The following is a 14,014-nucleotide window of genomic DNA, read 5'->3' as shown; positions in this document are numbered from 1 at the left end:
TTTTAATTACTTGATCTGTTTTAATTGTTGCGGATCCCACTGCATGATCTTATTCTGGAAATAGCTATCATTACACAGCAGGGCAGGCGCAGCGGCGCGGTAGCCAAACAGCGCATCTTCATGCACTTTACCACCGGTACGCATGGCATTGAACAGGTTATAGAAGTGATCGAAATGCGCGCCTTTGTAGCCCTCTTCTGCTACATACTCCAGCTTATCCGGCGGCAGCATATCTTTTCTTTCGTACACGTATTGTTTAGAGGCATCAGCGGTTTTATTGCCCTGCGCCAGCGGATCATTGGCATCTACTTCGTGCTTGTTACGGTACAGGGTCACTTTATCCCATTCTACGGTCATAGAGCCTTCACTGCCTACCATACGCAGGTAGTTGGTGCCACCGGTGCCATCTACAAAGTTTACGCGTAGTGACAGGTTAAAGGCAGGGTGTGCCGCTGTTTCCGGGTAATCGAACATACCCAGCATAATATCGGGCACTTCGCGGCCATCTTTCCAGTAGCGCAGGCCACCGGTAGCCATGATCTTATTAGGCCCTATGGAGCCGGTTACAAAGTGCAGGCTGGAGAACAGGTGTACAAACAGATCGCCGGAAACGCCGGTACCGTAGTCCCTGTAGTTACGCCAGCGGAAAAAACGCAGCGGGTCAAACTCGCGTTTAGGCGCGTGTGCCAGGTAAGCGTCCCAATCTACTGTTTTGGGAGACGCATCTGCCGGGATGGGATACTGCCAGGCGCCGGTAGGCGACATACGGGCCCAGAAACCTTCTGCATAATTGAGCTTGCCGATAGCGCCATCCTTTAACAGCTGGCGGGCCTTCTCATTACCCAGTGAGCTCATGCCCTGGCTACCCACCTGGAATACCACCTTGCCATTCTTCTGCTGGGCTTCCACCACGGCGGGGCCTTCTGTAATGTCGTGCACCATGGGTTTTTCGCAATACACGGATTTGCCTTTGTTCATAGCGGCCACAGAGATCTCCCTGTGCCAGAAGTCCGGCGTGGCAATGATCACGGCGTCTACATCCTTCCGCTCCAGGATCTCGCGATAGTCGCGGGTGGTGTAGATATCGCTGCCCCATTTCTTTTTTGCGCCCGCCAGGCGGCCGTCATACAGGTCGCAGGCAGCAATGAGCTTAGCGCCCGGTACGGTGATAGCGGTATTGGTATCTGCGGTGCCCATACCACCAGCGCCTATGAGCGCTACCTGTATCTGGTCATTGGCGCTGTATTTTTCATTACTGCGCGATAATGATTCCAGGTTACGTTTCTTGTCTGCCGCGGTAATGATACTGGGAAACAAAGACGCTCCCACTACTCCCTTAGCTATCTTACTAATGAAGCCACGACGTGAATCCTGATTTGATCTTGGCATGCTTATCCAGGTTAAGTTTTAGTATGAATTGACGAATAACATTGACTGCTAGTACATTGTCAATTTATAATTAAAAAAACGGAAATCATAATTTTTTCAGCAACAGTGTTGCTATTACCGGCAAATGGTCTGATGCATACCGTTCCGGGATTGCCTGGTGGTCCAGTACTTTAAAGGCCCCTGCAGGCTTAAAAGCTACCAGGTCTATGGTACGGTTTGGATGCTCTACCGGGATGGTAAACGGGCAGCTATCGCAGGTGCGCGTAAAAGCGCTATCCAGCACCTGTATGGCCGGGCTGCCGGGTTTGGCGTTAAAATCCCCCGCCAGTATTACGGGCATTCCGGCCTTGCTCAGTATGCCGGCAATGGCGCGTACCTGCAGTAAACGGTTGGTATCCGGCCTGGTTACATCCAGATGGGTGCTGGCCATCAACATCCGCCGCCCGTTCCTGTTCACCGTTACCGTGCATAAGGCGCGGGGCTCTCCTTTAAGCTCCGGCGCGGAGGGTAACTGGTAGGCGTGGCCTTCCAGTATGGGCTCCCGGGATAATACGGCTATGCCATAGTCCCCTCCATCATAGGGAATACCTTTTGCAAAAAAAGCGTGCATGCCTGTGGCTGCTGCCAGCGCCTCTGCCTCGTGCACATTACGGCCGGAGCGGCCCGTATGCACATCCACTTCCTGTAAGGCCACAAAATCCGGGTGTTGCTGGTTAATGACCTTCGCGATGGCGTCCAGGTCAATAAAGTCCTTGCGGGAAGGCGGATTGGCGTGATGGATGTTATAGCTCATTACCCGGATGGTATCTGCCGCCTGGCTGGCAGTTCCGGTGGTGTTTTTGTTAGTGCTGCAGGCTGTCAGTAACAAACCCAGGGCAGCAAGCGTGCGTATCTGTTTCATAAACATGGTATTGTTAAAATACATACAGGGGTTGATCAGGGCTACGCCATTTTTGATCAACCCCTGTTTGCGTGTTTATATACAATTATTTATCATTGCCAGCCCGGGTTCTGTCCCAGTTGCGGGTTACGCTGGAACTGGGTCAATGGTATGGGCCACAGGTAGTTTTTAGGATCCTGGAAGCGCCTGTCTGTATTTACGATCATATAGCCGTTTGCATCCACTTTGAGACTGGCCACATATGGCTGCATATAAGCCGGCAGGAAGGATTTTTTCATGCCTTTCACATCTGCCGCCAGCAGGTTGCCCTGTTTCCAGCGCAGCAGGTCAAAATAACGCTGTCCTTCCAGGGCCAGCTCTACACGCCTCTCGCGGCGGATCTCCTGGCGCAGGTCCATGCCCCAGGCAGCCAACTCAGAGATGATCATGTGGTGCATACCTACCCGGTCCCGCAGCAGATTGATCGAGATATCCAGGTCTGCCTGCGTAAGCTTACCCTGCATTTCGCGGGCTTCTGCATACGTCAGCAACACCTCTGCGTAGCGCATGATATGTATATCGTTAGGATCCTTATTATAGGTGGCCACTGCCGATACCTGCACATATTTGGTAAAGTAATAGCCGGTAGCGGTTACACAACCTTTTTTGTCTGCATTGAATTTGGGCAGGTTGAAGATAGCGGAAGGTTTATCGTCCTGGTCGCCATCATCCTGGCCACCCCATGTAGCGCCCGGCGCCAGGATAGTCTGTGACATGCGGGGATCACGATCCTTAAATACATCGCCATATGCCTGTTGTGCACCTTCATTATACAGAGGGGATTTTTCGATAGGCATACCATCTGTACACAGGTAAGCATCCACCAGCGATTTAGTGGGGCAGAAACGGGCGCCCTGATCCGGTACCTGGCATTCGCGGCTCATATTGTGCATGATCACATCTATGAGGTAGAGTCTTGCCAGCATGGTTTCTTTGTTAACGCCGTTAGACAATTTCCCCTTGTGTGTAAACAGTTCGTTATAACTGTTTGCGCCGCCGCCGGTATATAACTGGTAAACATTCAGGTCCATTACCGCCTTAGCGGCAGCTTCCGCCACATCGTACTTACCGTAGAACAGCGCCACACGTGCTTTCCAGCCCAGGGCGGCGCCTTTTGTAATACGGCCCAGATCTGCCGCCGGGTAGGTAGCAGGCAGTTCTGCAGCTGCGGAATCCAGTTGTTGCAATATAAAGTCCGCCACCTGTGCACGCGGGTTACGCGGACCCATTACCTGCTCGTCTCCAATGTCGATGGTATTGGTGATCAGCGGCACATCCCCAAAGAAGAAGCTGATATAACTGTACAGGAAAGCGCGGAGGAAACGCACCTCGCCGGCATACTGTGCCAGCTTGGCCGGTTGTATTCCCTCGGCCTTCTGATAGTTTTCGAGGAAGTGATTACAGCGGCGGATGCCTGCGTATTGGTTCGCCCATTCTGAGTTAAGGGTGCCCAATGTAAAATCAAAGTTGCCTGTGGCAATGGCCAGGTAATCTGTCATAGGCGGATAAATGGTGTTATCGCCCATATTCTCCATATCTACCACATTCTTTCCTTTCAGGTAATCATAGCAGGCGTTTGCCGCCAGCTTCAGCTGACCTTCCGTTTTCCAGAACTGGTCATTAGGGATGGCATCCAGCGCATCGCGGTCCAGGAAGGTTTTGGAGCAGCCTGCAAGGCCCAGTGCCACTATGCCTGTAATGCTCCATATGGCCATACGTATTGAACGGAATATATGTTGTTGCTGCATGGCAGTGATCATTTAAAGGTTATGTTAAGACCAAATACGAACGTTTTCACCTGCGGATAGCTACCACCGCTGGTGGTAACGGTTTCCGGGTCATACGCGTAGAAGAATTTTGTTTTTGTGAACAGGTTATCCGCGGAAACATAAGCGCGGAGCCTTTCTATGCGCAGCCTGCTGGTCCAGGTGGCGGGCAGGGTATAACCCAGCTGTATATTTTTGAGACGCAGGTAAGCGGCATTTTGTAACCAGTAGCCTGATAGCCTTCCGGAGTTGCGGGTATCCAGGTAGGTGAAGCGGGGATACCAGGCGTCTGTATGCTCCGGCGTCCAGTGATCACGGTGTACTTCCTGGGGGAAGGCGCCATTTGCCTGGAAGGCATGGATACCGATGCCACTGACATACCCGTTACCTTTGCCTACACCCTGTACAAATACGGTGAAGTCAAAATTTTTCCAGGCCACATTACCACGGAAAGAGTAAGTATAACGCGGGAATGCGTTGCCTATTACCGTACGGTCCTTGTCTGCGGTGATCATTTTATCACCGTTCAGGTCGCGGTATTTAATGTCACCGGGGGCTACTTTTCCTTTATCCGCATCAAAGATGGGGAAGTTAGGCGTGAGCTTACCGGTGGTGGGATCCTTTGTGAAATCGCTTTCCTGTGCCAGGCCATCTGTCAGGTAACCATAGAATGCATCTATCGGGTAACCTACCTGGCGTATCTTATCTGCCAGGGTGGGGGGTGCGCCGCCCAGGTTCAGTACTTTGTTCTTTACGTCAGACAGCTGGGCGTTAATCCCGTAGGATACTTCACCTATCTGGTCTGACCAGCCCAGCGCCAATTCCCAGCCTTTGTTAGAGATATCGCCGGCATTCTGGTCCGGAACTTCCAGGCCTAATACATCCGGCTGCGGCACTTTCAGCTGTACATCCATGGTGCGTTTATCAAACCAGTCTGCGGTAACGGAAAGGCGGTTCTTCAGGAAGGCAAGGTCGATACCAACGTTGAACATGTTCACTTTTTCCCAGCGCAGCAGCGGGTTGGCCAGGTTGGTCTGTGCCACGCCCCTTGTGAGGATATTACCTATAGGCATGGTAGCCACACCGGTAAGTACCTGCTGGTAAGGATACCATTCAGAATAAGCGGTTCCATCCGCGCCATATTGGTTACCCAGGCTGCCGTAAGAAACGCGCACCTTACCCTCGTTTAACCAGCGGGACAGGCCTGCATGTTTCATAAAATTTTCCTGTGTAAAACGCCAGCCTGCGGAAGCGGAGGGGAAAGTACCATAACGGCGGTCCTGCTCATAGCGTGAAGAGCCATCGTAGCGTACATTCAGCTCCAGCAGGTATTTTTCGTTAAAGTCATAGTTCACGCGGCCAAACCAGGAACGCAGGGCGTACTGGTAGGCATCGCCCGTGGCATTGGGATTATCAAAGCCCAGGTTAAATACCGGTACATCATCACTGGGAAAATTCTGCTTGCTGGCGTAAAAGGTCTCATACCGGAAAGTTTCCTGTTGGTAGCCTGCCAGTGCCTTGAAATTATGTTTACCCAGGGAAAATGAATAGTTAAGTATACCGGAAATGTTCTGCATACGGCTGGTGATATCCCGCATTTCCAGTTTGTTGCTGGTGGAGTTGGAATACCAGAGCGCGCCGGTTTCCGGGCGGTAGTAGTCTATTTTACGGGTAAAAGTGGACCGCCGCTGGTTAATGATATTGGTGCCGTACTGCCCGGTGAAGTCCAGGTTTTTCCAGATATGCACCTTTGCAGACGCGTTGCCGGTAACTTCCTGTGAGCGGAGATTATTATAACCTCCATCCGTAGCAATGGCTGCAGGATTACTGGAACCGCCGCCATAACCCCACTGACCATTTGTAAACTTCACAGGCGTGAGGGGCGAGATGGTGAGCGTTGAATAGATAGGGCCTGTGTTCTCATCTGTACCGCCGGCTGGCTGGTTCTGCATACGGTCCAGGTAGCCCAGGTTAGCGTCCAGGTCTACAATATTAAACAGGCGCAACGCACTGATGCGCGCCCTCAGGTTATTACGCCAGGCGTTATATTGGTCGCCGGTCACCAGGCCCTTCTGATCCTGCCGGCCAAAAGACAGGTAATAGGTAACATCCTGCCCGCCGCCGTTGAGGCTCAGATTATGCTCCTGCTGCGGCGCTGTATTTTTAAACAGGGCTTTGGGCCAGTTAACATTGGCGAAATAGTTGGGGTCTGTACCGTCTTTTGCTTTCTGGATATCTGCATCGGTAAATGTCTCAGGCAGGCCTACATTGCGCTGGGCCTCATTCAACATTTCCATGTATTCCGTAGAGCCTACCATCTTAGGCAATGAATAAGGCTGCTGTAAACCGTAGTAGCCATTATAGCTTACCGTAGGTTTCTGGTTGCGGCGGCCTTTTTTAGTGGTAACCAGTATAACGCCGTTGGCAGCGCGGGAACCGTAGATAGCAGCGGATGCCGCATCTTTCAGCACAGAAACACTTTCTATATCGCCCGGGTTCAGGAAAGTAATATCGCCCGGTACGCCATCTATCAAAGTAAACGGATCGGCATTATTGGTGGTGCCGGTACCGCGTATACGCATCTTCACCATATTATCCCCGGGAAAACCGGTATTGCTGGTAACGGTCAGGCCCGGCGCTAAACCCTGCAACCCTGCAGTTACCGAGGTAAGCGGCCGGCCGGCCAGCTCCTTCTCCCCTACCTGCGCCACAGCGCCGGTGAGGTTCACTTTCTTTTGTGTACCATAACCTACTACCACTACCTGGTTCAGCTGGCGGGTATCTTCATTCAGCACCACATCTATCTGCTGCTGATCTGCCACAAATACTTCTTTGGAGAGGTAGCCTACATAAGTGAACACCAGTATAGCATTGGCGCCGGTGGTATTGATCTCATACCTGCCATCGGCATCTGTAACGGTGCCATTACCGGTACCCTTTACAGTAACGGTTACGCCTGGCAGGGGCATATTACCTGCGCCCCTTACTATACCGCCGATGCGTTGCATCCGTATGCTGTAAGCATAGGTATCAAAAGCAGTACTGTTTACGGCGCTTATGTTTTGCCCCAGCATCTTTAGCTCACCATCCGGCTGGTCATTGTTCTTACTTTCCGGCGTGTTTCCTTCTTCCTCTTCGCTGGCGGATGAGATAGCGAACTGCTGTGCGGTGATCTGCTTCAGATCCAACCCGTAGGGCTTTATAACGGACAGGAGGGAAGGCACAAATGTTTTCTTTTTGAAATTTTCCTTGCCGGTGTTTATCCTCAGCTGCAGCAATTCTGATCTGCAGATGAAACTTACATCGTGTTGTTTTTCGATATCTGTTAAGATCTCTCCCAGTGTTTGCAGCTGTTTACGCTCCACCTGGTAAGCATAGGCATCACGCACCGGACCGCCGGCCATGGCCAGGTCCTGTGCCTGTAGGGAAGGCCCTATGAGGCAGGCAGCACATAGCAGTGCATAGCCACCTACCGTTTTAAAAGGTACATTTGTCAGCATATCAGGGAATTTTATTTTTTAGTTTTCGGTTGTATAAAGAGTGTGTCTGCTTTCTTATCTATCTGCACATTCAGCGCAAAGGCCAGCGTTTCAAGCAGCAGGTGCTCATCCTTTACGCGCAGGCCACCAGAGAGCTTTTCCTGGGCCAGTTCACTGTTACTGATGCGTACATGATATCCATAGATATCTTCTATATATACCGCCATTTCTTTCAGCGTAACATTCTGCAGTTGCCGTCCTTCTTCTTTCCATACGGCATAGAGGTCTGCATTTACGCGTTTCTTGGTGATCTTATTATCCTTTGCGGAGTACCGTACAAAATCGCCTGGCGCCAGGTAAAACGGGGTTTCCGGCAACTTGCTGAAGCGGATCTTTATTTTACCGGTATTAAGCGTTACGTTGGTAAAAGCGCTTCCTTCCTTTACATTAAAGGAGGTGCCCAGTACATCAATGTCCATATTACCGCTGTGCACAATGAACGCCTGCGCAGGTTGATCGCCGGCTTTTACCTGCTTTATATCAAAGAAGGCTTCGCCTTTTAGCCATACTTCGCGTTGGTCTGCGCCGGACCAGTCCTTACGGAAGGAGATGGCGGCGTTGGCATTCAGGATCACCTCAGAATTATCCGGTAGCGTTATTTTGCGGATGCCATCTGCAAGACCGCTATATTGTATCATTGCAGCCGGTTTCAGCCATAGCTGGCGGCCTGCCAGGGCCATTACGCCGGTTACTACGGCAGCGGCCGCCCACCACCATACTTTGCGCAGGCTTTTCTGTTTTACGACCGGCTGGTGGTCCTGCGGTAAGGCTTCCAACATGGCCAGGTTACGCTGTAATGCCGCTTCCACGGCGGCCGGTGATGGGGTGGTTTCGTTAAACCGCAATCCAATAATAAAGGCGCGCGCTGCCGCTACCTGCTCCTGCCGGTGCGGGTGTGTGGCTATCCAATGCTGCCAGAAGGCCTCGCTTGCTGCATCGGGCGATTTTACCCATTGCAGGAAATAGTCATCCGCAATAAAGTCATTGCTATCGTAGTGATCGTAGTCGTTAGGAAACTCCATTTGTTGTTATTACCCTTACAGGAGTTCCGGGTGATGATTTTTACCCCACGGGATCAGCAGTTTTTTTTAAATAGTTGAAAAATATTTAGAAATGGAGTGGCAGTTAATATGCGAAAACCGCCACAGACGGGGACAGGCGGCAATTTAAAAAGGAAGAAATAATTAGAAATGAAGCGGCAATTGCTGTGCGCAGATCAATACGGACAGCTGCAGGCTGCCCAGTGCGGCAATCAATGGGGCTAAGGTCACCAGGGCCTTTACCAGCGGGGCATTATGGTAAGCATCGCGCAGCATAACAATGGCGCGGGCAACTAATTTATAAGTGGCTTTAACGGATATATTAAGAATACTTGCAATCTCCTCATAGCTCATATCTTCGTAGAAGCGGAAAAAAACGGCTTCTTTCTGGCGCTGGGTTAAATGATGCAGGGCATTATTTAATACCGTTACCTGCTCCAGTTGTTCTTCTATGGCTACCCGCTGCTGTTCTGCGGAGATCTCCAGGTCAAACGCATAACCATCTGCAAGTATATGATCTTCCCTGTTCCTTCTATATTGCGCCAGTAATTTTAAGAGATGATGACGGAAAGAAACAAAGAGGTAACTCTTTAATTCCCGCACTGCGAGCAGCTTTTCGCGGTTGGTCCAGAAACGCACAAAGATCTCCTGTATACTGTCCTCTATGAGGGCAGCATCTACTGTGAACTTACAACCATAATTGTACAACCGGGGATAATACAACTTATAGATATGTGCGTAAGCAGCCTTATCTCCCTCTTTGCAAGCCTCCCAGATAGCAGGATCTATATGTTGTTGCGTATTCATCACATTGCCAGGAAAAACGTAAAATTATCAATAATGACCTAGCGGCTATGTTATGTTATAATTAAGAAAAATCCGGTCAAAACAGTACAGCCTTTCGTGTATAACGTGAAATCAGGTCCCCTTTTCTGTTTCCAAACTAATAAAAAAAATAGATTTCTAATAGTAAAAAAGAAGGATGCCGCTCCCCTGAAAGATAAACTGGCGCAGGGATGCGGCATCCTTTATATTGTTGTTATAACAGCTTTTGCTTATTGCAGCAGGTGGTGGTAACGATCCGGCGCATGCAGCACTTTTACGGCTTCATTCACCTCGTTATCCCAGGCCAGCGATTTTTCTATGCGGCCTTTCTGCAGGTAGTAGCGGTTCATGATCTCTTCTTCCAACAGGCGTTTGATCTCTGTCTTATTTTTGAGCAGGTCCTGTTTTTTGTCGTGTTTCATTTTTAGCTGCAGGGCTTCAAATTCCTTTGACACGGCATCGTAATACTTCTCTTTGCGGGCGGTGGATTCAAAGCTTTCCAGCGCTTCTTCGCTATGGGTTTTATAGCTGTAGTCCTTGCCATCCAGGAAACGGAGGAAGTCTGAGAAATCGTCTTCTGTCATTTCGAAGGTACCGGCATCCTGAACTTTAGGATGCGCATAGTAGTACTGGGTAGCATAATCGAAAATGTATTGCCGGCGCAGCAGGGTAATAGCCACCTGGCTCAGGAACACCGGCTCTACCTGGTCATCCGGCTCTATGCCGCCGCCATCTTTTACTTTACGGCCGGCCACGGTGGTAAACGCACGGCGCATGGAATCCGGCACATAATCCACTTCCCCTTCCTCATTACGGTGGGAGTAGTCGATAGCCTGGATACAGCGGCCGCTGGGCGTATAATATTTGGCGGTAGTTACTTTTAATTTGGCGTTATAAGGCAGGGGGCGGGTAGTTTGTACCAGTCCTTTACCAAAGGAACGTTGGCCTATGACCACGCCCCTATCCAGGTCCTGCACGGCGCCGGCCACTATTTCTGAGGCCGAGGCGGAGGAGCGGTTGGTGAGCACCACGAGGGGGATATTCATATCTACGGGCGCCTGGGGCGTCTTATACTCCCGGTCCCAGTTCTTTACCTTGCCTTTGGTGCTTACAATGAGCTTATTCTTATCAATAAAGATATTGGATACGGCCACGGCTTCGTCCAGCAGGCCGCCGGGATTGCCCCGCAGGTCCAGGATCACGCCATTCATGGCCGGTTGCTGTTGTTTCAGCTTTTCGAAGGCCATCTGCACCTGTGCGCCGCTGTTCTCTGTGAACTGCACCATTTTGATGTAGCCTATGTCGTTATTCACCATGCCGGAATAACTTACGGGCATTACGTTGATCTCTTCCCTTACGATCTTTTTGGTGACATCCTTGCCTGTCATGGGGTTCTGCAGCACCATATCCAGGGAGGTGCCGGGAGCGCCTTTCAGAAGCCGGCTTATTTCTTCCTGGTCCATGCCTTTGGTGGGCTTACCATCCAGGGACAGGAGCAGATCGCCGGGTTTTACGCCGGCCCGGTGCATGGGGCTGCCTTCGTAGATGTCTGTGATCACGGTGGTATCTCCGTTGGTGTTGATGGAAGCGCCTACGCCGCCATATTTACCGGTAGCCATGAATTTAAGATCGTCCAGGTTCTCTTCCGGCACAAAGTCCGTATAGGGGTCTGTTTCTTCCAGCATGGCCTCAATGCCCTTATGCATCACTTTTTCCGGCGAAAGGTCGTCTACATAGTAAGTATTGAGCTCGCGGTAGAAAGCGGCAAAAATGTCCATGTTCTTGGCTATCTGGAAGTACTTATCATTTTCGTTAAAAGCCAGTATACCGGCGCCTGCCAGGAGCACGAGTGCGAGGAGCAGGATTTTTCCCTTTTTATGAAAGATGTTTCGCATGTTTGTTTGTTAGCTGTTAGCGGTTAGCATTTAGCTGTTGGCTCCTGGCATTTAGCCATTAGCTGTCTCTTTATCAGGTGGTTAGTTACTCTGTTCGTTATTGCTATGGGTGGCAGCGGGTACGCGCAGCGGTGGGGCTACGGGTTGCGGGCTGCGTGTTTTGCTATGGAACCGGGTCATAACCATGTCCGCCCCATGGGTGGCAGGACAGGATACGTTTAATAGTCAGAAAGCCCCCTTTGAATATACCGTGTTTTTTGAGTGCTGTGATACCATATTGCGAGCAGGAAGGCGTATAACGGCATTTGGCGCCCAGTAACGGCGAGATACCCCATTGATAAATCCTGATCAAACCAATAAATGGATAACCCAGCCAAACCAGGATGGATGGATTTTTCACGAGTCTGCCCATCAAGTAGTTGTTTCGTTCGTCAAAATCAGTCTTTTCAGTGGTCTCACGGAACTTCACCTTGCTGCGCTTCATTCAGCGGCTCTTTAGGCTCCGTTGCTTTCTTCAAACGCTCTAAAATTACCGAAATTTTATGGTGCAGGGTAGGAAAAGGGGCTATTTTTTTGTCGGTGTAAATGAGGAAAATAGCCAGCTGTAGCGAGTGCTGGCGTAGGTGGTCATAGAGGACCTGTTTCTGCAGGCGCCAGGCTTCACGGCCCAGACGCTTTACACGGTTACGGTCTACAGCGCGGGGAAAGTGGCGGGAGGCCGCACTGAAGCCTACCTGCACAGGATATTCCTCTGCAGGCAGCTTTACGGGCATATAAATAACCCGGTATGGAAAAACAGAAAACGCTTTTCCTTCCCGAAAAAGCGTTTCAATCAGTTTCCTGCTCTTTAACCTTTCTTCCTTTCTAAAAGAATAAGTTTTTATAGCGTATTGATTTTTACGATCTTATTTCAGCTTCCGCTCGTCGGATACCGTCAGCTTCTTACGACCTTTAGCCCTGCGGGATGCCAATACTTTACGGCCGTTAGCAGTTTCCATTCTCTTTCTGAAGCCATGGACGCTCTTTCTGCGCCTGTTATGCGGTTGAAAAGTACGTTTCATTTTCTTTTATGTTTTACCTGTACTATACTTAAATCCCTCTGAAACAAGTATTACCTGTTTTCAAAATGGAAGGCAAAGGTAGGAGAAATTTTTTTAAATGTAAAGAAAAAAATTTGATGCGGGAAAGAGGTGGGAATAATGTGCTGGTAAGCCCGGGACGGGTGCGCTGGCTGGCAATATGCCGGCGTGTCCGGGTGGGTGTGTAAATCGCCGGAACAGGGTGTTTAGTGCGCCAGGGCGATGCGCTGGCCTGCCTGCATGCCATCTGCCGGGGAAGGCGTGTAAATCGCCGGAACGGCGTGTTTAGTGTGCCAGGGTGTGGACGCCAGCCATACACCAGCCCGCCGGGGCCGCTCGCTGATGCTGATGGGGAAATGAGTGCAATGGGCTAATCCCCTGTTAAAACAGAAAGCCTGCCGTGTGGCAGGCTTTCTGTTTTGCAGCTATAAAAGATCATCACAACTGCTTATTATAAATTATTTAAGCGCCAGTTTGGTCTTAACCGCCGGCAGCAGGTCATCACCAGCAGGAGATACCAGCAATACGCCTACAGAGCTATCCAGTACATAGCCGTAACCTTTTTCCTTAGCTACGTCTTCGATTGCCTTACGGGCTTTGTCGTAGATAGGTTTCAGCACTTCCTGGCGTTTTGCGTCGATCTTCTGATCAGCAGACTGACGGTATTCTTCAATACGGCGCTGTATATCCTGTATTTCTTTTCCTTTGATCTCTTTCATGTTATCGGTCATGCTGGCAGCCAGGGAGTCAAAATCCTTCATTTTACGAGTGTACTCATCTACCAGTCCTTTACCGTCTGCTTCGAGGGATTGGGCATAGGTTTGCAGGGAGCCCTGTGCGGTTTTCGTTTCGGGCATGGCATCCAGTAATGCCTGAGTGTTAATGTGAGCTATTTTAGCCTGCGCCATTGCATTTACACTGAATAAGCCAGCTACTGCTACAAAAGCGATAATTACGAACTTCTTCATGATGTTGTCTGTGTTTTGAAAAAAATTTAAAACTTATCGGTTAAAAAATGGTTCACTTCTTTACGCCCATTGCGCGCAATATATCTTCGCTTTTGTCCAGCTTAGGGTCTGAGAAAATAACGGTAATGCCCCCTGATTTATCCAGTACAAAATCATACATCCTGCTGGCAGCCATTTTCTGCACCGCATTGTAGATCTTATCCTGTATCGGTTTTATCAGCTCTTCCCGTTTCTTGAACAGGTCCCCCTCGTATCCAAAGCGCTTACGCTGCAGGTCCTTTGCGTCCTTTTCCTTGGCTACTATCTCATCTTCCCTTTTCGTCTTCAACTCGTCTGTCAGCATCACCTGTTCTGCCTGATAGGCTTTGTACATCTTATCTATATCCTGGAACTTGGCGTCTATCTCTTTCTGCCATTGTTCCGCTATTGCATCCAGTTTCGTTTGGGCATCCTTATAATCAGGAATGCTTTCCAAAATATATTTTGTGTCTATCACACAATAGCGCTGCGCATTGGCTGCAAAGGTGGCAGCAAGGATAACCGCTAATGTGATAAATAGTTTTTTCATATCCA

The 14,014-nt window shown here is 50.0% G+C and carries 12 protein-coding genes; all 12 read right to left on the bottom strand.

Annotated features, from left to right (window positions below; translation table 11 throughout):
* Positions 1-6 precede the first annotated feature (6 nt).
* The 12 genes from F0L74_RS04960 to F0L74_RS04905 all read right to left on the bottom strand — a co-directional run bounded on the left by F0L74_RS04960 (position 7) and on the right by F0L74_RS04905 (position 14,009).
* Positions 7-1,389, bottom strand: a complete 1,383-nt coding sequence (locus F0L74_RS04960) for a Gfo/Idh/MocA family protein (protein ID WP_149836703.1) — start codon at positions 1,387-1,389, stop codon at positions 7-9.
* An 85-nt stretch (positions 1,390-1,474) separates the two neighbouring features.
* Positions 1,475-2,290 carry an endonuclease/exonuclease/phosphatase family protein gene (locus F0L74_RS04955; protein WP_213086892.1) on the bottom strand — a complete coding sequence of 272 codons (816 nt, stop codon included), beginning with the start codon at positions 2,288-2,290 and terminating at the stop codon, positions 1,475-1,477.
* A 92-nt stretch (positions 2,291-2,382) separates the two neighbouring features.
* Positions 2,383-4,077: a RagB/SusD family nutrient uptake outer membrane protein gene (locus F0L74_RS04950; RefSeq protein WP_213086891.1), complete on the bottom strand. Its 1,695-nt coding sequence runs from the start codon at positions 4,075-4,077 to the stop codon at positions 2,383-2,385.
* Between the two features lie 8 nt (positions 4,078-4,085).
* Entirely contained in the window at positions 4,086-7,595 is a 3,510-nt protein-coding gene (locus F0L74_RS04945; RefSeq protein ID WP_149836702.1) for a SusC/RagA family TonB-linked outer membrane protein, read from the bottom strand.
* An 11-nt stretch (positions 7,596-7,606) separates the two neighbouring features.
* Positions 7,607-8,656: a FecR family protein gene (locus F0L74_RS04940; RefSeq protein WP_149836701.1), complete on the bottom strand. Its 1,050-nt coding sequence runs from the start codon at positions 8,654-8,656 to the stop codon at positions 7,607-7,609.
* Positions 8,657-8,818: 162 nt separating this feature from the next.
* Complete coding sequence (locus tag F0L74_RS04935) at positions 8,819-9,481, bottom strand: RNA polymerase sigma factor (RefSeq protein ID WP_149836700.1); 663 nt, start codon at positions 9,479-9,481, stop codon at positions 8,819-8,821.
* A gap of 248 nt (positions 9,482-9,729) precedes the next feature.
* On the bottom strand, positions 9,730-11,394 hold the full coding sequence (locus F0L74_RS04930) for a S41 family peptidase (RefSeq protein ID WP_149836699.1): 1,665 nt from the start codon (positions 11,392-11,394) through the stop codon (positions 9,730-9,732).
* Between the two features lie 163 nt (positions 11,395-11,557).
* A complete protein-coding gene (gene yidD / locus F0L74_RS04925; RefSeq protein WP_246197622.1) occupies positions 11,558-11,878 on the bottom strand; it encodes a membrane protein insertion efficiency factor YidD in 321 nt (106 codons plus the stop codon).
* On the bottom strand, positions 11,850-12,278 hold the full coding sequence (locus F0L74_RS04920; protein ID WP_149836698.1) for a ribonuclease P protein component: 429 nt from the start codon (positions 12,276-12,278) through the stop codon (positions 11,850-11,852). The genes yidD and F0L74_RS04920 overlap by 29 nt, the downstream gene beginning before the upstream one ends.
* Positions 12,279-12,299: 21 nt before the next feature.
* Complete coding sequence (rpmH, locus tag F0L74_RS04915) at positions 12,300-12,455, bottom strand: 50S ribosomal protein L34 (protein WP_012788729.1); 156 nt, start codon at positions 12,453-12,455, stop codon at positions 12,300-12,302.
* Between the two features lie 476 nt (positions 12,456-12,931).
* The gene (locus F0L74_RS04910) at positions 12,932-13,441 is read right to left on the bottom strand and encodes an OmpH/Skp family outer membrane protein (protein WP_149836697.1); all 510 of its coding nucleotides are present in this window, start codon (positions 13,439-13,441) and stop codon (positions 12,932-12,934) included.
* A 52-nt stretch (positions 13,442-13,493) separates the two neighbouring features.
* The gene (locus F0L74_RS04905; RefSeq protein WP_149836696.1) at positions 13,494-14,009 is read right to left on the bottom strand and encodes an OmpH/Skp family outer membrane protein; all 516 of its coding nucleotides are present in this window, start codon (positions 14,007-14,009) and stop codon (positions 13,494-13,496) included.
* Between the last annotated feature and the right edge of the window lie 5 nt (positions 14,010-14,014).

The organism is Chitinophaga agrisoli (genome assembly GCF_008386695.1).
In the GTDB taxonomy this organism is placed as follows: Bacteria; Bacteroidota; Bacteroidia; order Chitinophagales; family Chitinophagaceae; genus Chitinophaga; species Chitinophaga agrisoli.
This window is presented reverse-complemented; position numbering and strand designations above follow the sequence as displayed.